Below are 24,064 nucleotides of genomic sequence, written 5' to 3'. Positions count from 1 at the left end.
CGGCGACCAAGGGGAGTGATCGTTGAGTACGCAGGATCCGGGCAGCGGTCACCGCGGCGACCGGCCTGCTTCCGGCGACCCCGATCCGACCTCTGGTACGCCCGCGCCCACCCCACCCGCGACACCGGATCCCACTCGCCCACCCGCCGATTCGGAATTTGCGCATGGATCCCGATCGGAGACGCCGGATACCTCTGGGTCGCAACCGGACGTGCCGACGCTCGCAGAGCACACCGAGCCCGAGCCGCAGCCTCCGACGCTGGCCGAGTATTCGCCGGAAACGGCTGTGCCGCAAGGGGATGCACCGACACTCGCGGAACATTCAGGACCCGATCCTGCCGCTGCGACGCCGCCGGGATCGGATTCCGGAGCCCAGGAAGCGGGTTTACCCTCGCCCGGCTACCCGCCGGCCGACCAGGGGCAGCGTCGTTTCTCGACACCGCCGCGGCACGGCAGCATTCAGCGGCAGGAACCGGGTCTCACCCAGCCGCGTCCGCCGACGGTGGCCGAGGCGCGAGCGCGGGACAAAGCGCGCAAGCGGGCCGAGGAAGAGCAGCGTGCTGCCGCGGTCGCCGAGGAGGCCAAGAAGCGCACACGCAAGCGGATGCTGATCGGTGGTGTCGCGATTGTCGGTGTCGCAGGACTGGTCGGCGGTGGTTATCTCGCCTACCGTGCGCTCACCAAGCCCGATCAGGTGACCGCGTACTGTACTCAGATCGATCAGAACGGCAAAGAGGTCGTCGTCGACGATGATCTCTGCGACAAAGCGTCGGCCAGTTCCAGCGGCGGCCACAGTGGTCTCAACGGCATCTTCATCTACAACGGCAGCCAGTACCGGTACTACTACGGCGGCAACAACTCGGTCGGCAAGCCACCGACGGGCGGCACCACCATTCAGCCCAAGGGCGCCGACATCAAGACCAAGAGCGGCACCAGCATTCAGCGCGGCGGCCTCGGCAGCAGCAGCAAGAGCGGGAGCGGATCGTAATGCGGCGCGTGCGCAGTACGCCACGGCAGGGCTGGCGGCAGATCACCGAGGAGCAGGGGCTGGTCTACGGCTCGCCGGGGCGCGATGCCAGTGGCCAGCCTCGGCCCTACTGGGACGAATCGGTGCACTACGAGTTCGAGATGTCGGAGATCCTCGCGCTGGAGGCCGATGTCGAGTTGCTGCATTCGATGTGTCTGAACGCGGTCGAGCACATTGTGCTCACCGAGCGGTTCAAGGATTTCGGTCTGCCCGAATGGAGTTGGGGTCCGATCGCCGAATCCTGGCGGCGCAGCGACCCGCACGTCTACGGCCGCTTCGACCTGCGCTATGACGCACGACGTCCGGCAAAACTGTTGGAGTACAACGCCGATACGCCGACCTCGCTACTGGAGGCGGCAATTGTGCAGTGGCACTGGCTGACCGCGCTGTACCCGGGTGGCGACCAGTGGAACTCCTTGCACGAGAAACTCGTCGAGCGCTGGACCGAGTTGCGTGACACCCTGCCATCACCGCAACTGCATTTCACCTGGTCCTCCGCGGACGCCACCGGTGAGGACAATGTCACCACGGCCTACATGCAGGAGACTGCCGCGGAGGCCGGATTCGATACCGTCGCGCTGCCGATCGAAGAGGTCGGTGTCGACACCGACCTCGACCGCTTCGTGGATCTGGCCGAGTCCCCGATCGATGCGATCTTCAAGCTCTACCCGTGGGAGTGGGTGCTCGACGACGATTTCGGCAAGCGGGTCGTCGAGAGCCTGCCACAGACCATGTGGATCGAACCGCTGTGGAAGACGCTGCTCAGCAATAAGGCGATCCTCGCTGTGCTGTGGGAGATGTACCCCGGTCACCCGAACCTGTTGCCCGCCTATCTCGATCAACCCAACGAGCTCACCGAATACATCCGCAAACCGAAGCTCGGCCGCGAAGGCGCGAATATGACGATCGTCGGCGCCGGCCTGGAGACGGCCACCGGTGGTGTTTACGGCGAAGAAGGCTTCGTCTACCAATTGCTCGACCCGCTCCCGGAATTCGACGATATGCGTCCGGTGCTCGGCGCGTGGATCGTCGGTGACACCGCCGCGGGGCTCGGCATCCGTGAAACGGCCGGTCTTATCACCGATGACGGCTCGGCGTTCGTCCCGCACCGCATCATCAGCTGACCATTCACTTCACCTCGGAAGGACCATGATGACCGCAGTCGCCCTCGAATCGGGGTACTGGAACTCGCTCGGCGAGGGCGTAGGGGCGATCATCCTCTATGCCATTGTCGGGCTGGCCCTCATGCTCGTCGGCTTCTACGCCATCGACCTGACCACCCCCGGCAAACTGCGCAAGCTGGTGGCCGAGGGAAAGCCCAACGCCATCATCGTCACCGCCGCCGGCATGGTCAGCATGGCCCTCATCGTGGTTCTGGCCACCTACGCCTCGGCGGGCAAACTGTCCGAGGGCCTGATCGCCGCCCTCGTCTACGGGCTTGTCGGCATCATCGCGCAGGTCATCTCGGTCCGGGTCATCGAACGTGCCCTCGGCATCGATATCGGCGCCGCCCTGCACGCCGACACCTACACCACCGAAGTGCTCGTCGTAGCCGCCGCCCACTTCGCCCTCGGCCTGGTTGTCGCGTTCGCCATCCTCTAGCCCTGACGAGTGGCACACCGCGGAAGGGCCTTCTCGGCCTTTCGCGCCGCCATGTGCCACTCGTCGGAAGTCTTTACGAGACTTGGCTGCCGCCAGCGTCCCAGTAGCGCTGGCGGAGGTCGCGTTTGAGGATTTTGCCGGCGCCGGACATGGGGAGGGCGTCGGCGAATTCGATGCTGCGGGGGATTTTGTAGTTGGCGATCAATTGTTTGCAGTGGATGGTGAGTTCGTCGGGGGTTGTTTGCCGGCCGGGTAGGAGGACGACGACCGCGTGGACGCGTTCGCCCCACTGGTCGTCGGGGATGCCGATGACCGCGCACGTCGCGACGGCGGGGTGCTTGGCCAGTGCGTTCTCGACCTCGATGCTGTAGACGTTCTCGCCGCCGGTGATGATCATGTCCTTGAGGCGGTCGACGACGGAGATGTAGCCGTTGTCGTCCATGCGGCCGCCGTCGCCGGTGTGCATCCAGCCATCACGGATCGCCTCGGCGGTGTCCTGCGGCTTGTTCCAGTAGCCGAGCATCACGTTGGCGCCCTTGACGACAACCTCACCGACGGTGCCGCGCGGAACCTCGTTGTCGTCGGCGTCCACGATCCGGATCTCGACGTGCGGCGCGGCGCGGCCCGTTGTTTTGGCCAGCACCGGATCGTCGTGGTCGGCGGGGGAGAGCAGGGTCGCGATCGGCGACAACTCGGTCATGCCGTATGCCTGGGTGAACCCGGCGGCCGGGAAGGTCTTGCGCGCTTTGGCGAGGACCGATTCAGAGATCGGGGACGCACCGTAGACGAGGTGCTCCACGCTGCTGAGATCGACATCCGCCGCCGCGGGGTCGTCGACCAGCATCTGGATCATCGTCGGCACCAGCAGTCCGTCGGTGACCTGGTGCTCCGAGATGGCCTGCAGCACACCGGCAGGTGTGAACATCGGGACGATGACGTGCGTCGAGCCCGCCAGGTTGCCGCACCCCCAGACCGCGAAGTCGGCGAGGTGGAACATGGGGGCGGCGTGCAGCAATCGACCGCCGATGGAGATGACATGGTTGGTGGCGAGCGAGCCGAGCGCCGAGGTGACGACGTTGGCATGACTCAACATGACGCCCTTGGGGAAGCCGGTCGTCCCGCCGGTGTAGAAGACACCGAGCAGTTCGTCACCGCCGACCCGAACGTCTTCGACCGGTTCGCTTTCCGCGATCAGCGTTTCGTAATCGAGGGTTCCCGCCGGTTGCACGCCGTCGCCGATGAAGATCACCGTGCGCAACTCCGGGAACTCCGCCAGGATCGGCCCGATCGCCTGCGCGAACGCGTCGTCGACAAGCAGCACCCTGGTGTCCGAATCCCGGAGGGAGTACACGATTTCCGCGGGACTCCAGCGAATATTGACCGGGTTGACCACCGCGCCGAGCCACGGCACCGCGAAGAAGTATTCGTGATAGCGATCGGAGTTCAACGCCAGGATGGCGACCCGATCGCCCTGCCGCACACCGAGATTGCGGAGCGCGCCGGCGAACCGGGCAATGCGGTTGTGGGATTCGGCCACCGTGCGAACCCGATCACCGAAGATGGTGGCGATCGAATCCGGGCGCTGCTGCATCGCGCGATGCAGCGACTGGGTGAGATACATCGTTTCCTTACTTGCCGATTGCGCGGCCTTGTGGCGTGGCCGCATCCCGGAGATGGTTAATCGATATTCACTTAGGTGGCGGGAGCCTAACGTGACCCAGGCCACTGGCGCAATAGTCGACTCGGGCTGTTGTAGCGGCGGCCGTCTGCCCTGGTGGGCGGTGCTGTGCACGCCGAAACGGGCCGAACTTCCGCACGTCGCGCGGGCGGGCCACTTCGGTGTGAGCTTGTTGTCGCGCTCTCGTGTATTCGGCACCCTTGACATTCCACATTGGAGGGTACATTCTTATGTCACCTTCCACTGTGGAGTGTGGAACTCGTCGTTAGGACCTGGAAATGGAAATCTCACCTGGAACTCGGGCTTCCGACGCGGAGCGTGACAAGGTCGTGAAGCTGCTCAGCAGGCATCTGGCGGACGGCCGCATCGACCTGGTCGAGTACGACCAGCGAGTCGCGCGCGTCTACGCCACCGCCACCCGCGACGACCTGCAGTTGGTGCTGTCGGACCTGCCCAAGCTGTCGAAAGAGTCATCGGCTCGGGCCAAAGCGCCGGCCAGGTTCCCGATCTGGCAGCAGATCGAGGGCACCTCCTGGCTCGGGGTCAGCGTGCTCGTCCTGGCCATCTGGGGTGCTATCTCGCTCAGCGTCGGTGAGTTCACCTATCCCTGGCCGATATGGGTGATCGGCCCCTGGGGCGCGGTCCTCGCCTTTCGCATGGTGGCCGGTTTCGAGTCCGGCCGCTTCGGTCGCCGAACGAGCTGAGACGCCGCCATGCTCGGCGATCCGACAGCGCCGTCCGCCACACCGATACCGGGTCCGGCACCGACATCCAGTCCGGCACCGGCACCTTGATTGCAGGCGGCATTGCCGCGGCCGCCAGACTACGCGAGCACACCGACGGTCATGCGTGGTGATTCGGTCACGGCGGGCAGGATGTCGGGTAGCAGCGGGCTACCGAGCTGGGCGGTCATGTGCTCGGGGCTGGTTCGGGGGCGGCTCGACCCATTGTGCGTCGGAGGGTGGGTGTCCGTACGTGTCGGATGGTTCGTCCCACTGTCGGCTCGGCGACTCGCTCCAGCGTGCGGCCTGCGGTTCGTTCCAGTGCCGGTCAAATGCTCGGGGCTGGTTCGGTGGCGGCGATTCGGTCCACTGTGCGTCGGAAGGTGCGCGTCCGTAGGTGTCGGAAGGCTCGTCCCACTGTTGGTTCGATGGCTCGCCACGGCGTCGGGCCTGCGATTCGTTCCAGCGTCTGTCCGGCGGTTCGTGCGGGAATACGTCCGGTACGTCGATGTCGTGCGCGCCCGACGGCTCGTCGTCCCATGGCGGTCGTGGTACGTCGCGGTGTGATCGAGATGCTCGACTGTGCGGGGGCGGCGGAGGTAGGTCGCGGTGCGGCGATGACCGCCGATCGCGATGCGATCGCGGGGGCGGCTCGTACAACGATGGTGCCTGCTCGCGAATAGCGGGCGATGGCAGGCTGCGGCGAGTCGGCGGTTGGTCGGGGTGTACCGGTGCGGGTTGGTCGTCGTCCGACGGTGCACGTTGATTGCGGTGTGACGGAGATGCTTGGGCGCGGTGCGAAGTCGGCGATTGGTCCTGACGTGCCGGTGCTGTCTTGCTGCGGCGGGACATCGATGGACGATCGCGGTGCGATGTCGAGGTTTTGTCGCGGTGTGCGGCGGCGTCGTTGGCGCGGTGGGATGCTGCCGAGGTGGGGCGGTGCGCGGTTGTCGAATTGTCGCGTCGTGCTGCCGACGACCGATCGTGACTGGACGAAATGGGCTGGGACAGCACGGGTTTGATAATCGGCAGTTTACGAGTGGCATGCGCGGGGTCGACGCCCTTCTCGCGGTAGCGGGCCGGGATGCCGTGGTGGCGTAACCAGGCTCCTGGATCCTGGCGGCAGTGGTGGTCGAGTTCGGGGATGGTGTCCTCGAGGAGGGTGAGCAGATCGCCGCCGCCGCCGCCGAGTACCGCCCGAATGGCGGGGAAGGAGGTGGGGCGGAAGGTCCAGGTCCATTCGTATTCCGGATCCGGGCCGCCGAGGTCGTGTCCGTGGAAGACCAGATTTCCCGAGGTGACGATACTGGCGCGCACGGACCGTCCCGCGGAGGTGATCAGGAACTCGTGCTCCCCGACCCGCTGTGCCACCGTGATCTGGAAATATCCTGCGACAAGGCCCGTGATCCCCAACCCGGTCGCAATGCCGATTTGCACCCACCAGCTCGTCGATTCCGAGTTGTCGCCGAACTCGAACGCATAGAGGAACAGCAGGCTGCCGAGCACCAGCGCGGTGATCCGGGCAAGCCGCAGCGTCACGATGGTTGCGGCCGAGGCGGCTGGCATCCTCTGTGCTCCCAAATAGATTCCGGCGGGCGATCAGAGTGGATCGTATGCGTCGTCCGGGCATCGCGACAGGACAAGCCGGAACTGCGGACGGCCGGTCACGCGCCCGGTGTAAGGGTGGCGTCGAAGTCGAGGAACGTGCCATCCAGAGTGCCGCTCGACGGATCCTCGATAACCTACCTGTGTCTGTGGTTGCAGTATCGGGGAGAACTCGTGCACCAGAGCGTGCCGCGTCCGCGTGGTGCCCGCCCGCTGACGGGGTAACCGGCCGGCGACGGATACCATGACTGGTCGCTCCGCAGGGCTGGGCGACCAGTCCGAATCTCCGGCCACCGCACGGAAGGGTCGTCGAACTTGCACCTGAAGAGCCTGACGTTGAAGGGCTTCAAGTCCTTCGCGTCCGCGACGACGCTGCGCTTCGAGCCGGGCATCACCTGTGTGGTCGGCCCGAACGGCTCGGGCAAGTCCAATGTCGTCGACGCGCTCACCTGGGTGATGGGGGAGCAGGGCGCGAAGGCGCTGCGCGGCGGCAAAATGCAGGATGTCATCTTCGCGGGCACCTCCGGCCGCGCGCCGCTCGGCCGCGCCGAGGTCACGCTGACCATCGACAACTCCGACGGTGCGCTGCCGATCGACTATGCCGAGGTGTCCATCACCCGGCGCATGTTCCGCGACGGGGCCGGCGAATACGAGATCAACGGCAGCTCCTGCCGCTTGATGGACGTGCAGGAACTGCTCAGCGACTCCGGTATCGGCCGGGAAATGCACGTGATCGTCGGGCAGGGCCAGCTCTCGGCCATCCTGGAATCGCGCCCCGAGGACCGTCGCGCCTTCATCGAAGAGGCCGCAGGCGTGCTCAAGCATCGCAAGCGCAAGGAGAAGGCGGTCCGCAAGCTGGAGGCGATGCAGGCCAACCTCGCCAGGCTCACCGACCTCACCACCGAACTGCGCCGCCAGCTCAAGCCGCTCGGCAGGCAGGCCGAGGTGGCGCGGCGCGCGCAGACCGTGCAGGCAGATCTGCGCGACGCACGACTGCGCCTTGCCGCCGACGATCTGGTCACCAGGCGCGGCGAGCTGGAAAGTCAGCAGAGCAAAGAGGCTTACGCGCGCGAGCAGCACATCACGGTGCAAACCGAACTCGATGCCGCGAACGCCGCACTGGCGCAGCAGGAATTCCAGCTCTCCCGGCTGACGCCGAGCGCCGAGGCCGCAGGTCAGATCTGGTTCCAGCTTTCCGCGCTGGCCGAGCGGGTGAACGCCACCATCCGTATCGCAGGCGACCGGGCCCGTCACCTGGACACCGAAACCCCGGTCGGTACCGGCCGCGACCCCGATCAGCTCGAAGCCGAGGCACAGCGGGTGGAGGCCGAGGAGGCTGAGCTGCGTGAGGCGGTGGAGATCGCGGTCGAGACGTTGGAGGCCGCGCGTGACCAGCTCGGCGAACGCGAGCAGGCTGCCAAGGCCGCCGAGCAGGCGCACTTGGCTGCGGTACGGGCCATCGCCGATCGGCGCGAGGGTCTGGCCAGGCTGTCCGGACAGGTCGACACCCTGCGGACCAGGGCACAGTCGGTGGACGCGGAGATCGCCAGGCTCTCGGTAGCGATCACCGAAGCCAGGTATCGCGGGGATGCCGCGCAGGCCGAATACGACACGGTGCAGGGTGAACTCAGTGAACTCGACGCGGGTGAGGCGGGTCTGGACGCGCAGCACGAGCATGCGGTGCAGGCGCTGACGCTGGCCGATCAGCGCGTCGCCGAACTGCGCGAACAGGACCGCGACGCAACCAAGCGGGTCGCCTCCCTCAGTGCCCGCATCGAAGCGCTCGGCATGGGTCTTGCCCGCCGTGACGGCGCGGCCTGGCTGGTCGAGCATCGCGCCGAAGGTCTGCTCGGTCCGTTGTCGGGCTTGATCCGGGTGCACGGCGGATTCGAGGCCGCAGTTGCGGCAACGCTCGGTCCGCTCGCCGATGCGGTGGCGGCCGATACCGGTGCCAGCGCGCATGCAGCGGTGCGGGCGTTGAAAGAAGCCGACGGCGGTCGCGCCGCGGTGGTATTCGGCGCGACCGATGTCTCGATCGCGCAGCGCGGCGCGCTGCCAGGCGGTGCCCGTTGGCTGTCGGATGTCGTGGACGGCCCGGACACCGTGCGTGGTGCCATCGTGGCGTTGACCGCCGGTGTCGCGGTAGTCGATGACCTGGCCGCCGCTGTCGAACTGCTGGCGATCCGACCGGAGTTGCGGGTGGTCACCCGCGACGGCGACCTCACGGGTACGGGTTGGGTGCTCGGCGGATCCGACCGTGCGCCGAGCCAGCTGGAGATCCAGGCCGATATCGACGCCGCCAAGGCCGACCTCGTCGCCGCCCAGCGCCGCGCGGAGGAATTGGAAGCCGCGCTGTCGGGCGCGCTCGCCGAACAAACCGATCGCAAGGACGCCGTCGACCACGCGCTGCTCGCGCTGCACGAATCCGATCAAGCCCTGGTGGCGATCTACGACCGGCTCGGCAGGCTCGGGCAGGTCGCGCGCACCGCACAGACCGACTTCGAAAAGCTGACCGGCCAGCGGGCCGACACCGAGGCCAGTCGCGAGGAGTCGCTTGCCTCGCTCGCCGACCTCGAGACCAGGCTGCGCAACGCCGAACTCGAGCACGCAGACATCGACGCCGACGGCATCGGCGCGGCAGGCACCGAATCCGCGGGCCGGGACCGCGAGGAAGCCGCCGCCGCGCTGGCCGAGGCCCGCTCGATGGAGGTCGAGGCACGGCTCGCGGTGCGCACCGCGGAGGAACGCGCGGAATCGGTTCGCGGTAAAGCGGATTCGCTGCGCCGGGCCGCCCGTGCCGAGCGCGAGGCCCGCGAACGCGCCGAACGCGCCCACGCGGCACGGCGCAAGGCTGCCGAGGTGGCGGCCGCCGTCGCCGAATCCGGTGCCCGTATCGCCGCCGAATTGGAGATCGTGGTCGCCGAGGCCGCCACGCGCCGTGACGATCTGGTGCGACGTCGCACCGAATGCGCCGCGCAGGTCGATCAGGTGAAGGAGCGTTCCCGGGCCCTCACAACCCAGCTGGCTCAGCTCACCGACGCGGTGCACCGCGACGAGGTGGCAAAAGCGCAGGCGGCCTTGCGTATCGAACAGATCGAGGCGACCATCTCCGAACAGTTCGGCATCGCGCTGAACGACCTGATCGCCGAGTACGGCCCCGACGTGCCGACGCCGCCGTCGGATCTGGAGTGGCTGGAATACGAGCAGGCCAAGGAACGCGGCGAGCAGGTCTCCGCGCCCGCGCCCATGCCATACGATCGGCAGACCCAGGAGCGCCGTGCCAAACGCGCCGAGAAGGACCTCACCACCCTCGGCAAGGTGAATCCCCTTGCGCTCGAGGAGTTCGCGGCGCTGGAGGAGCGCTACAACTTCCTGTCCACACAACTCGAAGACGTCAAGAGCGCCCGCAAGGACCTGCTCGATGTGGTCGCCGAGGTGGACGCCCGCATCCTGCAGGTCTTCACCGAGGCGTGGGAGGACGTCGAACGGGAGTTCGTCGGCGTGTTCGCCAAGCTGTTCCCGGGCGGCGAGGGCAGGCTGCTGCTCACGGATCCTTCGGACATGCTCACCACCGGCATCGAGGTGGAGGCCCGCCCGCCCGGCAAGAAGGTCAAGCGCCTCTCGCTGCTCTCCGGTGGCGAGAAGTCGCTGACCGCGGTCGCCTTACTGGTGGCCATTTTCCGGGCCCGTCCCTCACCCTTCTACGTGATGGACGAAGTCGAGGCGGCGCTCGACGACACCAACCTGCGCCGGCTGATCGGCTTGTTCGAGCAGCTGCGCGAGAAGAGCCAGCTGATCGTCATCACCCATCAGAAGCCGACCATGGAAATCGCCGATGCGCTCTACGGCGTCAGCATGCGCGGCGACGGCATCACCCAGGTGATCAGCCAGCGATTGAGCCGGGAGAACCTGGCACCGGCGGGCTGAGCCCGAAGAATCGGACAATTGTGCCGCCGGTGGGACGTCCAGGTCGAAAGCTGCTGTCCTGGGATGTTTTATCGCTATCGTCGTGCTCATGATCAACAGCCGCGGATGGGAAATGGGTGGCCTTGCGGCCATCGTCGGGTGCGCCTTGCTGACCGGCTGCAGCTCGGACGATCAGCATGCGGGCCACTCGGCGACGACGTCGCATGCGCCGGCGCCGGCGACGGCGACATCTGCACTGCCGCAATCGAGTTCGACAGCGGACACTGCTCCGTCGGCCCCGACCTCGAATGTGCCGATCGGCGAGGTCCCCGGCAACGCGAACGCCGCGACGGCGCTGCAACCGTGGGCACGGGACCTGGTCGCCGGTGATGTCGGCCGGCTGGTCGGCAAATGCTGGACCATCGACCCGAAGAATGCCAGGGACATGTACGCCGACAAGGACGGGATCCTCGCCGCGATTGCGCAACCCGGCATCGACGGCCAGTTCGCGATCATCTGGAAGGGGCCGACCGAGACGGTCAGCGTGAAGCGCAGCGAGATCGCCTCTGGGTACGCGTGCCCGAGAGTGGCTCCGACCGGGTCCGATACCAGCCTCAACGAAGGCGACGCCCGCTACGCTGTCCAGCGCTACCTGTCCCGATGGATCGGCAAGCCGGTGCATCCGGACGATGCCGAGGGCAAGTACCCGCTGGTCTGCCCGGGGTCGGTGCAGGCCGCCAACCCGGGAAGACTCACGGGCACCACCGCATTCGCCGACAACCAGCTGACCTCGAGGTCGACGGGCATCGCCGACGTCGAGGTATCGGTGCCGGTGACGAATTCGTCCGGCGTCACCCAGGCCACGGTCTTCACGCTGAACATCGGTCCGGAGGGTTTCTGCATCAACGACGTCAGCGGCTGACGCCGGCGATGCCGCGCCGGGGCGCAACCCAGTGATGCGCGAAACCTGTTGTCAGGCCGATTATCTCGTGTATCACCCGTGTCTTCAGGACCGAAGACACGAAACGGGTTCCAGCCCACGAAGCGAATCGTGTCCGACCGAAACCTGCTCGGTGCGCACGTCCCGCCGTGCCGCTCGAACGATCGACTCGTTTGGCCGGCCTTCGGCTGGCGCCGCTGGATCGGCTGTGCCGCTGGACCGGCTGAACGGCACACCAGCTGGCGCCACCAGCCCGGCTGCGCCACGTCCCGGCCGATGGCGTGGGTGTCAGTGCGTCGAACCCACCTGGTCGCTGTCCAGCTGCGCCTTGATTTTCGCGGCTCCGGTTGTGGCAAGCCAGGATTCGAAGGTTGTCAGCTCGGGGTAGATGTGCCGTAGCTGGGTAAGGTCGGCGTGCCAGCCGCCGGTCTCGCGGACCAGCCGCCACGTGTTGCCGATCTGTTCGCCGATGGCGTCGGCCTCGGATTCGTCGAGCTCGTGGTAGCTGACCTGGTGTCCAATGGCTGCACTGATCAGCGCAACCGCTTTCGAGGGCAGGACTGCGTCGCTGGCCAGTTCGATGGTGCGACCGTGCAGGCGGTCCGGGTCGGCGAAAGCGAGCGCGGCGAAGGCCGCGATATCGGCCAGTGCCACCACCTGCAGCGGCTGATCGGCAGGAAAGATGTGCTTGTGTACACCGTTGATGATTCCGTCTACCGGTGAGGTACGCAGCAGGTAGTTCTCCATGAACCGGACCGGTCGCAACAGTGTGTATCGCAGGCCGCTGGCTGCGACGGCGTCCTCGATGACTCGTTTTCCGCCTTGGCCCCAGGTGGAGGCTGCACCCATCGAGGCGACGCCGGTGAACACGATCTGCTCGACATTGGCGCGCTTCGCCGCGTCCACCACCGCGAGGCCGCGTTCGGCCTCCATATCGACATTCCATCCGTTCGGACCGAAAGCCGCAGGGGGGATGAGGAATACGCCACGAACGCCGGCGACGGCGGCGTCCAACGTGCTCGGAGTGTCGAAGTCGGCGACTGCCAATTCGGCGCCCGCGTCCGCGAGGGCGCGGGCCGCGGGCGCTGCTGGATCGCGCACCAGCGCACGGACCGGGACTCCGTCGGCCAGCAGTCGACGGGCGGTGGCGCCGCCCTGGCTACCGGTGCCGCCGGTGACAAGAATGGGGTACTGCTGAGGGGACATTCGTGCCTTCTCTGCTCGATCGAACTCTGCTCGATAGAATCGGGTCGGACGACCCGTATTCGGACCATACGGGTGTACCGACCCGGTTGGCCAGGTCAGGAATGGGAGGCCGTAACGAATGTCTGCTCCGATATCACCGCTCAGCAGTGCGGCGCGGGCCGACGCCCGACGCAATCGCGCGCTCGTGCTTGCCGCTGCGCAACGGGCCTTCGCCGAGCAGGGCACCTCGGTGTCGCTGGCCGAGGTCGCGCGCAGGGCGGGGGTCGGCGCGGGCACGGTGTACCGCCATTTCCCCACGAAAACCGATCTGCTGGAAGCGGTTATGCAGCAGCGCATCGACCGGCTCGCCACGTTGGCGGCCGATCATATCGACGCGCCGGACCCGGGTGCTGCCTTCTTCGCGGTGTGTACCGAGGTGGTCTCCAGCGCCCCCGGAAGCCAGGCATTATGCGACATGGTCCAGTCCGGCGACGGCTGGCCGAAAGCCCTGGTGCGCAGCGCGGGAGAGCGGTTCCACCAGTCACTCGGCGCGTTGTTGGCCGCCGCGCAACGGCAGGGCGCAGTTCGTGCCGACATCACCCTCGCCGATGTGCTCGACATCTTCACCGGATGTGTTGCCATCCAACGACATCAGCGCCCGGACGGGAGCTTGGTCCGCGCTGCTGTGCTCGTGTTGGACGCGATGCGCGCACACCCCGGAACGCCCGTAACGAAACTCGACATCGAGCCGGGTCGGCGTAACGAAATTGTGGAACGTAACGAAACTGTCGACGTCTCCCGGTGTCCGATCTGCGGCGCGGTCGTGCGGCATGCCGGCACCGGCCGGCCGGCCCGCTACTGCTCCTCGGCTTGTCGCCAGAAGGCACACCGCCTACGCGCTACCCGCGCGGCATCGATTCGGGCCGGGGCCGCGCGCTGACCTGTTCCGAGCCCGCTCGGTACGGCCGCGACGTGGCCGAACATCACCGCCCCTCCGGGCCGGCCGCGACACCCGGATCCTCGCCGCCGTCATGCTGCTGCCATTGCGCTATGTGCATCATCACAATCGAAGCGTGCGATGTCAGCCACTTGTCGGCGGCGATCTTCGTCACACGCGTGGTGAGACGTCGTCGAGATTCTGCTCGAGCCGGTCCCGGATGCCGAAAGCGACGAGGTGGACGCTCGCTCGCGGGCCACCCGAGCCCGCACTCGGATTGTCGCGTGACGGCAGCAGACCTCAGAGTAGGTCGCTGACGTCGTCAGGCACGTCGACGGCGTATTTGCGCAGGATATCCATGGAGATCACTTCCAGCGCGTTCTCATGGGTGGCGGCCAGCACGATGGGTGCGGCGACACCGTCCTCGTGGGCGTGCAGCCAGCGCACGGCCACCACACACCACCGGTCTCCGGGTTGCAGGCCCGGGAAGTTGTTCTCCGGGCGCGGCGTACTCAGATCGTTACCGATGGACGCCTGGTGTTCGAGGAACTCGGCCGTGACGACAGTGCACACCGTGTGGCTGCCCAGATCCTCCGGCCCGGTACTGCAGCAGCCATCCCGGTAGAAGCCGGTGAGAGGATCGGTGCCGCACTCTTCCAGCGGCCCCCCAAGCACGTTTCGATCGGTCACGTCGACGATCCTATTGTCAGTTCGCGAGAAGTTCCGCAGGACAAGAAATCTCGGGGGTTGTGTGTCGGTGCCCGGGCGGCGTGGTAATGCAGACCAGGTGTTCTGCAAGGATGGTCCGCGTGAGTTCCGAAGCCTGGATCCTGATCGCCGCGGTTGCCGCCCTGCTGCTGGTGGTGTTTGTCGCCGGATTCGTCCTGTACAAACGCCGTCGCATCACACTGACGCCGCCGACCCCCGAGAAAGAACTGACCGATCGGTCCGGGGGCTATTCGGCGTCGGGCGGCTTCAACTTCAGCCAGGGCGGCACGGCCACCGCGACACGCCCCGAACCCGTGCCGATCGAGCGCACCGACACCGACGGGCAGCCGCATGTCGGTGACGATGCGGCGATTCCGCGCGACGCGCCCAAGCGCGGCATCACCAATGTTCCGCTGCCCGAGGGCGATGTCGACCTACTAGAGCCCGAATCGGCCGCGGCGGCCGAGCAGGCTGCCGTCGTGGACGACTCGGCTCCTGCGGTGGTCGCGACGACATCGGTCGAATCGGATACCGCCATCGCAGCGCCGGAGGTCGAGGCGCCGGAGGTCGAGGCTCCGGCTGTCGCCGCACCGACCGAGACCGCACCGACCGAGACCGCAGCGCCTACCGACACCGCAGCGCCTGCCGTAACCACGGCCCAGCCCGACGCTGCCGCCCCGGCGGCCCCGGCTCCCACCCTCGACGAGATCGAGCCCACCGAAGGCCGCCTCGTCCGGCTGCGCGGACGGCTGTCGCGGTCGCAGAACGCCGTCGGCAAGAGCCTGCTCGGCCTGCTCGGTGGCGGCGACCTCGACGACGACTCGTGGGAAGAGGTCGAGGACACCCTCGTGCTCGCCGATCTCGGCACCGCGAGCACCGCGGCGATCGTCACGCGGCTGCGCGAAGAGATGGCCGCGCGCAGCGTCCGCACCACCGACGAAGCCCGTGCCGTACTGCGTGAGGTGCTGATCGAGGCGCTGCGCCCGGAACTGGACCGTTCGATCCGCGTGCTGCCGCACGACGATCATCCGTCGATCCTGCTCGTCGTCGGGGTCAACGGCACCGGAAAGACCACCACCACCGGCAAACTCGCGCGAGTGCTCGTCGCCGACGGCCGGCGCGTACTGCTCGGCGCTGCCGACACCTTCCGTGCCGCGGCCGCCGACCAGTTGCAGACCTGGGGCGAGCGGGTCGGCGCAGACACCGTGCGCGGGCGCGAGGGCGCCGATCCGGCCGCGGTCGCGTTCGATGCGGTCAGCGCGGGTATCGACCGCGGCGTCGACGTGGTGATGATCGACACGGCGGGACGGCTGCACACCAAGACCGGCCTGATGGACGAGCTGGGCAAGGTCAAGCGCGTGGTGGAGAAGAAGGCGGCAGTCGACGAGGTGCTGCTGGTGCTCGACTCCACCGTCGGGCAGAACGGGCTGATGCAGGCAAGGGTCTTCGCCGAGGTGGTCGACATCAGCGGTGTCGTGCTCACCAAACTGGACGGAACGGCCAAGGGCGGCATCGTCTTCCAGGTGCAGCACGAACTCGGTGTGCCGGTGAAGCTGGTCGGACTCGGCGAGGGCGCCGACGACTTGGCTCCCTTCGAACCGGGCGCTTTCGTCGACGCACTGCTCGGCTGAGCGGCAAATCAACTCGGCCGAGCGGAAGATTTGCCAGACCTACCCATCGGTAACCGAGTGTCCTGATCCTCCGACACGCATCTCACAACAGGGCAAAACGTCCGGTTTGCATCGCGAAACGTGTTAGCAACACAACTGCGTCATGCGTTCACCTGGGTGAAACACGACAGCGCCGCGAATGAAACACCGAATGAGGACCCTTTCGTTCAGGTCCATTTGCCGGAGTCGGCTGGGCCCGAGATGAGGAGGACATTAAGGTGGCATTTCCCCTTACCGGTGCACCGGACACCGGTGACACCGCATGGATGCTGGCAAGTTCAGCACTCGTGCTGTTGATGACGCCGGGTCTGGCATTTTTCTACGGCGGCATGGTGCGTTCCAAGAACGTGCTGAACATGATCATGATGAGCATCAGCGCAATGGGCCTCGTCGGCGTGTTGTGGTCGCTGTACGGATACTCGACGGCCTTCGGCGACAATAAATTCGGCGTGATCGGTGATCCCGCACAGTTCTTCGGACTGAAGGGCCTGATCGGCGGCAACGCCGTTGCCGAGGTCAAGGACGCCGGCGGCGCGGTCACCACCGCGGCCGTGAACATTCCGCTCGCGGGCACGATTCCGATGAGCGTGTTCGTTGCGTTCCAGTTGATGTTCGCGATCATCACGGTTGCCCTCATCTCGGGTGCAGTTGCTGACCGGCTGAAGTTCGGTGCCTGGCTTTTGTTCGCGGGTATCTGGGTGACGGTCGTGTACTTCCCGGTCGCGCACTGGGTATTCGATTTCGATGTGAAGGACGCCGACGGCACTGTTGTGCACGAAGGCGGCTGGATTGCCAATAAACTCCTCGCGGTCGACTTTGCCGGTGGCACCGCGGTCCACATCAATGCCGGTGCGGCCGGCCTGGCGCTGGTCCTGGTGCTCGGTAAGCGCAAGGGCTGGCCGACCACGCCGTTCCGTCCGCACAACCTGCCGTTCGTCATGCTCGGCGCCGGTCTGCTGTGGTTCGGCTGGTTCGGCTTCAACGCGGGCTCCGCGGTCACCTCGGGTGGTCTCGCCGGTTCCACCTTCATCACCACCACCTTCGCCACCTGTGCTGCGATGCTGGCCTGGCTGCTCGTGGAGAAGTTCCGCGACGGCAAGCCCACCTCGCTGGGCGCGGCCTCGGGCATCGTGGCCGGTCTGGTCGCCATTACCCCCTCCTGCTCCTCGGTCAACGTGCTCGGCGCGCTGATCATCGGTGCGGTCGCGGGTGCGCTGTGTGCACTGGCGGTCGGCCTGAAGTTCAAGTTCGGCTTCGACGACTCGCTCGACGTGGTCGGTGTCCACCTGGTCGGCGGCATCGTCGGCACCCTGATGATCGGCCTGGTCGCCGCTCCGGAGACCGGCGCGGCCAAGACCGGCCTGTTCTACGGCGGCGGTCTCGATCAGCTGTGGCGGCAGGCGGTGGGCGCGGGCGTTGTCTTGGCCTTCTCCTTCATCGCGACGCTGGTCATTGCCTATATCGTGAAGTTCACCATTGGGCTGCGCGCCAGCGAGGAAGCCGAGGCGGTGGGCATGGACGAGTCCGAGCACGCTGAAACGGCATACGATTTCGCTGCTGTGGGTGGCACGGCACGTACGGCCGTCAAGGAGGCATGACGACAATGAAACTGATCACCGCAATTGTCAAACCGTTCACTCTCGAGGACGTCAAGACCGGACTCGAGCAGGCGGGTGTACTCGGGATGACCGTCAGCGAGGTGCAGGGCTACGGCCGCCAGAAGGGCCACACCGAGGTCTACCGCGGTGCCGAGTACTCCGTGGATTTCGTTCCGAAGGTTCGGGTCGAGGTCGTTGTGGACGATGCCTCGGTCGACAAGGTAGTCGAGGTGATCGTCGAGGCCTCTCGCACCGGAAAGATCGGCGACGGCAAGGTCTGGGTCACGCCGGTGGAATCGATCATCCGGGTCAGGACCGGCGAACGCGGTACCGACGCTCTGTAAAACGGAAAATCGAATCGAGCGGCGGCCCCGCTCCCACCGGATTGCCCGGTCGGGGCGGGGCCGCGCGTATTGAATGGGCGGTGGGTTTGTGGCTAGTCAGGACGCCAAAGACGGAAAAGTTTCCAACGGTGCGGCAGATCTGGTCCGCGCTCGGACCCAATTGCTCGACGGCGGGCTGCCCCGCAATCCCCGACTCGATGCCGAATCACTGCGGCTGGCATTGGTCGACCTGTTCGAACTCTGGCTGACAAGTAAAGGCGCCGAACTCGGTATCACCGCGGATAGTGGACTGGCCGTTGTGGCGGTCGGCGGCCTCGGCCGCAAGGAAATGCTGCCGTATTCCGACCTGGATCTGGTGCTCTTGCACGATGACGTCGACCCGGCCCGGGTCGCCGAGGTCGCCGATAAACTCTGGTATCCGTTGTGGGACGCCCACATCAAGCTCGACCACAGCGTGCGGACCGTCCCGCAGGCACTGCGGGTCGCCTCCGATGATCTGATCGCCGCGCTCGGCATGCTCGAGGCCAGGCACATTGTCGGCGACGCGGAATTGAGCAACCTACTCATCGGCGGGGTGCGCCGCGAATGGCGGACCGGGATCCGTTCCCGGTTCGACGAATTGATCGCGCAGGCCGAAGCCAGATGGCAGCGCAGCGGCGAAATCGCGCATCGTGCCGAGCCCGACCTGAAGAACGGCCGCGGTGGCCTCCGCGACATCCAACTGCTCGACGCGTTGTCGATCGCCCAACTGACCGACGCCATGCCGGGGCTCGGTCCCGAGGTACCAGGTGGTGGATTCAAACAGGCGCATCGTCGTTTGCTGGATGTTCGCACGGAGCTGCATCGGGTGGCGGGTCGGGCTCGCGACCAGCTGCGTGCGCAGGACGCCGACGAGATCGGCGGCGCGCTGCGGATCGGTGATCGCTTCGATCTTGCTCGCACACTGAGCGATTCCGCGCGGACGGTGAGTTACTCCGTCGATGTCGGGCTGCGGACCGCCGCCAATGCGCTGCCACGGCGCGGCCTCGCCCGATTGCGGCGGATGCCGGTGCGTCGACCACTCGATGAGGGGGTGGTCGAGCACGCGGGCGAGGTCGTGCTGGCCCGGGACGCGCGGCCGCAGCGCGATCCCGGGCTCATTCTGCGGGTGGCCGCGGCCTCGGCGCAGACGATGCTGCCGATGTCGGCCACCACGCTGAACCGGCTCTCGGAAGACGCGCCGGAACTGCGCGAGCCATGGCCGAAGGACGCGCTCAACGACCTGCTCGTCCTGCTGGGCACGGGGCGTGGTGTCATCGACGCGATCGAGGCGCTGGACCGAACGGGCTTGTGGGGCAGGCTACTTCCCGAATGGGGCGCCGTGCGTGACCTGCCGCCGCGCGACGCCATGCACACCTGGACCGTCGATCGACACCTGATGGAGACGGTTGCCTATTCGAGCGCGCTCAGCACCAGGGTTGCTCGCCCCGACCTGCTTTTGCTCGGTGCGCTGCTGCACGACATCGGCAAGGGCCGCGCCGGCGATCACAGTGTCGTCGGCGCCGAACTGGCCACCCACATCGGCCGCAGGCTGGGCCTGTGGCCCTCCGACGTGCGGACACTCAGCGCCATCGTGCGTAACCACCTGCTGTTGCCCGACACCGCGACCCGCCGCGATCTCGCGGATCCCGACACGGTGCAGTTCGTTGTCGACGCGCTCGGTGGCGATGTGCAGCTGCTGGAGCTGCTGCACACCCTTGCCGAGGCCGACTCGCTGGCCACCGGACCCGGTGTCTGGGGTGACTGGAAGGCCTCGCTGATCGGCGAACTCGTCCGCCGCTGCCGCCTCGTCATGGCGGGCGAACAGCTGCCGACACCCGAGCCGATCGCGTCGGAGCTGCTCGCCAAGGCCGCGGCGGGCGGGGTGCACGTCGATCTGCGGCCAGGCGAGGGCAAATACACCTACACCGTTACTGTCATCGCGCCCGACGCTTCCGGCCTGCTTTCGGATGCCGCCGGCGTGCTGGCGTTGCACTCGCTGCGGGTGCTCTCGGCGGCTCTCGGCGGTGAAGGTGCTTCGGCCGTCAACACTTTCGTGGTGTCGCCCAAGTTCGGTGACCCGCCGGATGCGGGACTGTTGCGGCAGGAGCTGATCCGCGCCATTGCGGGCGATCTCGACTTGCCCGCGCTGCTTGCCAAACGGGAACGCGAAGCCACTGGAGTAGGCCCGAGCCGGTACGCGCAGGCCCAACCGCGGCTGATCTGGTCGGAAACTTCGGCGCCTGGCCAGGTAATCCTCGAGTTGCGTGCCGAGGACCGGATCGGTCTGCTGAGCCGGCTGGCAGCCGCGCTGTCCGGCTGCGGTGCGGGGGTACGCTGGGCAAAGGTGGTCACGATGGGCTCCGCGGTGGTCGATGCCTTCTGCCTCGACCTCGGCCCCGACGATGGTCCCGGCCGTCGCGAAGCCATCGAAAAGGCCATTATGGGCGTCGTTCCCCGGCCTGCGCCGAAGCCGCCCGAGGGCGTTGGTCCGCCCGGTTCCGGGAGCGGCTCCTGACACGATCGGCCGAATAACTAAACTGTTGCGCGAGATTTGCTGGAAGTTGTATGCAGGGCGGTCGGTGAGCCCTAATATCAGAGCGTCTGGCTATCGCGAGCATGAGGGGAGCAGGTCGGTGGCAATTGAAGTCGTTTCAGCGTCGATGATGACGAGTGACGAGACCACGCACATGGCTCGGTGTGTCGGCGGCGACCGGTGGGTCGTCTCCTGGCTGCCCGGCCGGACGCTCACCGGCCAGCAGGCGGTGACGGCGATGACGATTGCCACCACGGTCGAGGCGCACGACGAGCCGACCGACGCCGCGTGGGCCATGCTCGACGATCTGGCCCTCGACCTGGGTCTGACGGCCCGCGAGGCGGTCTACATGGTGGCCATCGAGAATCACGACTATCGCAAGACGGCCAAACCGCGCCGCCGTACTCTCGAATAACTGTTCCTCGAATAGCAGAGCTCTTCTACCTCGAAGGACACACCGCCTGCGCGAACGCGTGGGCGGCCCCATTACCCTGGGATACCAAAGTGACGTCCCTCGAGATCAGGAGCGCGATCGGTGTTCGAATCCCTGTCCGACCGGCTTACCGGTGCCCTCAAGGATCTTCGCGGTAAGGGGCGTCTGTCACCGGCCGACATCGACGCCACCGCTCGCGAGATCCGTCTTGCTCTGCTCGAGGCGGACGTCGCGCTGCCCGTCGTTCGCGGTTTCATCGCGAAGATCAAGGAACGGGCCAAGGGCGCCGAGGTGTCCGCGGCGCTCAATCCCGCGCAGCAGGTCGTCAAGATCGTCAACGAGGAGCTCGTCGGCATCCTCGGCGGTGAGACCCGCCGGCTGACCCTCGCCAAGAATCCGCCGACGGTGATCATGCTCGCCGGGCTGCAGGGTGCCGGTAAAACGACCCTTGCGGGCAAGCTTGCGAAATGGCTGAAGGGCCAAGGACATCAGCCCTTGCTGGTGGCCTGCGACCTGCAGCGCCCCGGCGCTGTCACCCAGTTGCAGGTGGTCGGCGAGCGTGCGGGCGTGCCCGTGTTCGCGCCGCACCCCGGCACCTCGATCGGCGGCGGCGAGAACGCGCTCGGTGTCTCGGCCGCCGATCCCGTGGCGGTGGCCGAGACCGGTATCGCGGAGGCGCGCAGCAAGCAGTACGACGTCGTCATCGTCGACACCGCGGGCCGTCTCGGTATCGATGCCGAGCTGATGGCGCAGGCGGCCGGTATCCGGGACGCAGTGCAGCCGGACGAGACGCTGTTCGTGCTCGACGCCATGATCGGCCAGGACGCGGTCAATACGGCGGAGGCCTTCCGCGACGGCGTCGGTTTCACCGGCGTCGTGCTCACCAAGCTCGACGGCGACGCCCGCGGTGGTGCGGCACTGTCGGTGCGCAATGTGACCGGCGCGCCGATCATGTTCGCCTCCACCGGTGAGAAGCTCGAAGACTTCGACGTTTTCCATCCCGACCGGATGGCCAGTCGCATCCTCGGTATGGGCGATGTGCTCACCCTGATCGAGCAGGCCGAGCAGGTCTACGACGCGCAGCAGGCCGAAGACGCCGCCCGCAAGATCGGCAGCGGTGAGCTGACGCTCGAGGACTTCCTCGACCAGATGCTGGCCATCCGCAAGATGGGTCCCATCGGCAACCTGCTCGGCATGCTGCCGGGCGCGGGCCAGATGAAGGACGCGCTGGCCCAGATCGACGACAAGCAGCTCGACCGGGTCCAGGCGATCATCCGTGGCATGACCCCCGCCGAGCGGGACAACCCGAAGATCATCAACGCCTCCCGCAGGCTGCGCATCGCCAACGGCTCGGGTGTCCAGGTCTCCGAGGTCAACCAGCTCGTCGACCGTTTCTTCGAGGCCAGGAAGATGATGGCCGCGATGGGCCGTCAGATGGGTATGCCCGGAGCGCGGCGCGCCAATGCCAAGAAGGGCAAAAAGGGCAAGAAGGGCGGCCGCGGACCGACGCCGCCGAAGATGCGCGGCGGTTTCCCCGGCCTGCCCGCCGGCATGCCGGGAATGCCCGGCATGCCACCCGGGATGCCGGATCTGTCGGGCATGCCCGCTGGACTCGACCAGCTGCCTCCGGGCCTGGAGGGCATCGACCTTTCGCAGCTCAAGTTCCCCAAGAAGTAGGCAATCAGGCTGCTGGTCTTGGTGCGCCGCATGCGATTTCGCGTGCGGCGCACTGCCGTTTCGGGGTGCTCGACCGCACTGCTCCACTGCGGTGGCCGCCTCGCGAGGGTGGGCTCGACGTTCGCCCGACCAGACTGCGCATATGAAGAGTCACCTCGCTCGAGGGTGACTGTCCTGAGGCCTGGACAGTAGGTTGGAGGCAGCCGGCGACATCCAGGAGGTAGCTGTGCATCTGCGAGGTGTGGTTCTCCCCGATGATGTGGTGCGCGATCTGTGGGTGCGCGACGGGCTGGTGTCGTTCGAACCGGTGCCCGGTGCCGAAACACTGTGCGACTCAGGATGGATCGTGCCAGGGCTGGTCGACGCGCACTGCCACGTCGGTATCCGGTACGGCGGGGGCGAGGAAGACCGGGACGGCGCGATCGCGCAGGCCGAGACCGAACGCGATGCCGGTGCGCTGCTGCTGCGCGATGCCGGGTCGCCGATCGACACCCATTTCATCGACGATCACGAGGACTTGCCGCGGATCATCCGAGCGGGTCGCCACATCGCCCGCCCGCGCCGCTACGTCCGCGAACTCGGCATCGAACTCGACGACGAGCGCGACCTGCCCGAGATCATCGCCGAGCAGGCCCGATTCGGTGACGGTTGGGTGAAGATCGTCGGCGACTGGATCGATCGCTCCGTCGGCGACCTGCGGCCACTGTGGAGCGACGCCATCCTGAAGGAAGCCATCGATGTCGCGCACGCCAACGGCGCCCGCGTCACCGCACATGTCTTCGGCGAGGACGCTCTGCCCGGCCTGATCAATGCGGGCATCGACTGCCTCGAACACGGCACCGGCCTCACCGACGGCACCATCGCGCTGATGGTCGAGCACGGCACCGCCCTCGTTCCCACACTCGTCAACATCGATACCTTCCCGGAGATCGCCGACAACGCGGCCAAATTCCCCACCTACGCCGCCCACATGCGCGATCTCCACCGCCGCGTCCGTACCACCGTCGCCAATGCGCACGACGCGGGCGTTCCGATCTTCGCGGGCACCGACGCGGGTGGTTCCATCCGGCACGGCCGCATCGCCGACGAAATCGCCGCCCTGTCCGAGGCCGGGCTCTCCACCCACGATGCCCTCGGCGCCGCCTCCTGGAATGCGCGTGCGTGGCTGCGCCGCCCTAGCATCGAGCACGGTGCGCCCGCGGACTTCGTTGTCTACCTGGACGACCCTCGCGTCACCCCGGCTGCCCTCACCGAGCCCTACGCAGTGGTCCTGCGTGGACGGGTCGTGAAGACCCGGAATCCAGTGACCGGACATCGTTGAACGTCGACCCGAGGTAGGCCGCAACCCAGCGTCCAAACCGCGTTCTCACCGAGTTGGTGCGGTCCGACGGATTAGTACGTCCCGCCAGGTCGACGCGTCCCGCCAGGTCGGCGCTTTGCTGGGTTTGCGTTCCAAAGGAGTCTCGTGGCGGCTCGGC

19 protein-coding genes are annotated in these 24,064 nt (G+C 66.9%); 14 read left to right on the top strand and 5 right to left on the bottom strand.

Annotation, left to right across the window (positions count from 1 at the left end; all coding sequences use genetic code 11):
- Window positions 1–22 precede the first annotated feature (22 nt).
- Genes OHA42_RS32420 through OHA42_RS32410 form a run of 3 tightly spaced genes read left to right on the top strand, consistent with a single transcriptional unit; the run spans window position 23 to window position 2,629 of the window.
- Entirely contained in the window at window positions 23–988 is a 966-nt protein-coding gene (locus OHA42_RS32420) for a hypothetical protein (protein ID WP_406231561.1), read from the top strand.
- Window positions 988–2,151 carry a glutathionylspermidine synthase family protein gene (locus OHA42_RS32415; protein WP_406231560.1) on the top strand — a complete coding sequence of 388 codons (1,164 nt, stop codon included), beginning with the start codon at window positions 988–990 and terminating at the stop codon, window positions 2,149–2,151. Before OHA42_RS32420 ends, OHA42_RS32415 begins: the two co-directional genes overlap by 1 nt.
- A 28-nt stretch (window positions 2,152–2,179) precedes the next feature.
- Window positions 2,180–2,629, top strand: a complete 450-nt coding sequence (locus OHA42_RS32410) for a DUF350 domain-containing protein (RefSeq protein ID WP_406239770.1) — start codon at window positions 2,180–2,182, stop codon at window positions 2,627–2,629.
- A gap of 73 nt (window positions 2,630–2,702) precedes the next feature.
- Here OHA42_RS32410 and OHA42_RS32405 read toward each other — a convergent pair whose 3' ends face one another.
- A complete protein-coding gene (locus OHA42_RS32405; protein ID WP_406239768.1) occupies window positions 2,703–4,250 on the bottom strand; it encodes a long-chain-fatty-acid--CoA ligase in 1,548 nt (515 codons plus the stop codon).
- 335 nt (window positions 4,251–4,585) lie between these two features.
- Between OHA42_RS32405 and OHA42_RS32400 the strand changes: the two genes are divergently transcribed.
- On the top strand, window positions 4,586–5,011 hold the full coding sequence (locus OHA42_RS32400; RefSeq protein WP_406231558.1) for a DUF1707 domain-containing protein: 426 nt from the start codon (window positions 4,586–4,588) through the stop codon (window positions 5,009–5,011).
- Between the two features lie 189 nt (window positions 5,012–5,200).
- Here OHA42_RS32400 and OHA42_RS32395 read toward each other — a convergent pair whose 3' ends face one another.
- A complete protein-coding gene (locus OHA42_RS32395) occupies window positions 5,201–6,595 on the bottom strand; it encodes a hypothetical protein (protein ID WP_406231557.1) in 1,395 nt (464 codons plus the stop codon).
- Window positions 6,596–6,949: 354 nt separating this feature from the next.
- Between OHA42_RS32395 and smc the strand changes: the two genes are divergently transcribed.
- Window positions 6,950–10,561 (top strand): chromosome segregation protein SMC, encoded by a 3,612-nt coding sequence (smc, locus tag OHA42_RS32390; RefSeq protein WP_406231555.1) that lies wholly within the window; start codon window positions 6,950–6,952, stop codon window positions 10,559–10,561.
- Window positions 10,562–10,649: 88 nt separating this feature from the next.
- Entirely contained in the window at window positions 10,650–11,462 is an 813-nt protein-coding gene (locus tag OHA42_RS32385; protein ID WP_406231553.1) for a hypothetical protein, read from the top strand.
- A 306-nt stretch (window positions 11,463–11,768) separates the two neighbouring features.
- On the opposite strand, the gene OHA42_RS32380 is transcribed toward OHA42_RS32385, so the two are convergent.
- Window positions 11,769–12,686: an NmrA family NAD(P)-binding protein gene (locus OHA42_RS32380; RefSeq protein WP_406231551.1), complete on the bottom strand. Its 918-nt coding sequence runs from the start codon at window positions 12,684–12,686 to the stop codon at window positions 11,769–11,771.
- Between the two features lie 118 nt (window positions 12,687–12,804).
- On the opposite strand from OHA42_RS32380, the gene OHA42_RS32375 reads away from it, so the two are divergent.
- Window positions 12,805–13,605 (top strand): TetR/AcrR family transcriptional regulator, encoded by an 801-nt coding sequence (locus OHA42_RS32375; protein WP_406231549.1) that lies wholly within the window; start codon window positions 12,805–12,807, stop codon window positions 13,603–13,605.
- Between the two features lie 43 nt (window positions 13,606–13,648).
- Here the strand turns inward: OHA42_RS32375 and OHA42_RS32370 are convergent, their stop codons facing one another.
- Complete coding sequence (locus OHA42_RS32370; protein ID WP_406231548.1) at window positions 13,649–13,777, bottom strand: hypothetical protein; 129 nt, start codon at window positions 13,775–13,777, stop codon at window positions 13,649–13,651.
- A 125-nt stretch (window positions 13,778–13,902) separates the two neighbouring features.
- Window positions 13,903–14,292 (bottom strand): DUF2237 domain-containing protein, encoded by a 390-nt coding sequence (locus OHA42_RS32365; RefSeq protein WP_328404030.1) that lies wholly within the window; start codon window positions 14,290–14,292, stop codon window positions 13,903–13,905.
- A gap of 110 nt (window positions 14,293–14,402) precedes the next feature.
- Here OHA42_RS32365 and ftsY point away from each other — a divergent pair, with 110 nt between their 5' ends.
- The 7 genes from ftsY to OHA42_RS32330 all read left to right on the top strand — a co-directional run bounded on the left by ftsY (window position 14,403) and on the right by OHA42_RS32330 (window position 23,907).
- A complete protein-coding gene (gene ftsY, locus OHA42_RS32360; RefSeq protein WP_406231546.1) occupies window positions 14,403–15,941 on the top strand; it encodes a signal recognition particle-docking protein FtsY in 1,539 nt (512 codons plus the stop codon).
- A 257-nt stretch (window positions 15,942–16,198) separates the two neighbouring features.
- Window positions 16,199–17,578 (top strand): ammonium transporter, encoded by a 1,380-nt coding sequence (locus OHA42_RS32355; protein WP_328404026.1) that lies wholly within the window; start codon window positions 16,199–16,201, stop codon window positions 17,576–17,578.
- Window positions 17,579–17,583: 5 nt separating this feature from the next.
- Window positions 17,584–17,922, top strand: coding sequence for a P-II family nitrogen regulator (locus OHA42_RS32350; protein ID WP_040780799.1), 339 nt, complete (start codon window positions 17,584–17,586; stop codon window positions 17,920–17,922).
- 88 nt (window positions 17,923–18,010) lie between these two features.
- The gene (locus tag OHA42_RS32345) at window positions 18,011–20,458 is read left to right on the top strand and encodes a [protein-PII] uridylyltransferase (RefSeq protein WP_406231544.1); all 2,448 of its coding nucleotides are present in this window, start codon (window positions 18,011–18,013) and stop codon (window positions 20,456–20,458) included.
- Window positions 20,459–20,576: 118 nt separating this feature from the next.
- Window positions 20,577–20,891: a hypothetical protein gene (locus tag OHA42_RS32340; RefSeq protein ID WP_406231542.1), complete on the top strand. Its 315-nt coding sequence runs from the start codon at window positions 20,577–20,579 to the stop codon at window positions 20,889–20,891.
- A 120-nt stretch (window positions 20,892–21,011) separates the two neighbouring features.
- A complete protein-coding gene (ffh, locus tag OHA42_RS32335) occupies window positions 21,012–22,586 on the top strand; it encodes a signal recognition particle protein (protein WP_406231540.1) in 1,575 nt (524 codons plus the stop codon).
- Between the two features lie 226 nt (window positions 22,587–22,812).
- Window positions 22,813–23,907 carry an amidohydrolase family protein gene (locus tag OHA42_RS32330; RefSeq protein WP_406231539.1) on the top strand — a complete coding sequence of 365 codons (1,095 nt, stop codon included), beginning with the start codon at window positions 22,813–22,815 and terminating at the stop codon, window positions 23,905–23,907.
- Window positions 23,908–24,064 lie beyond the last annotated feature (157 nt).

Origin of the sequence: Nocardia sp. NBC_01009, from assembly GCF_045208035.1 — a bacterium.
Taxonomy (GTDB): domain Bacteria; phylum Actinomycetota; class Actinomycetes; order Mycobacteriales; family Mycobacteriaceae; genus Nocardia.
The sequence above is the reverse complement of the archived record's forward strand: the minus strand, read 5'-3'. Positions and strand labels throughout refer to the sequence as shown.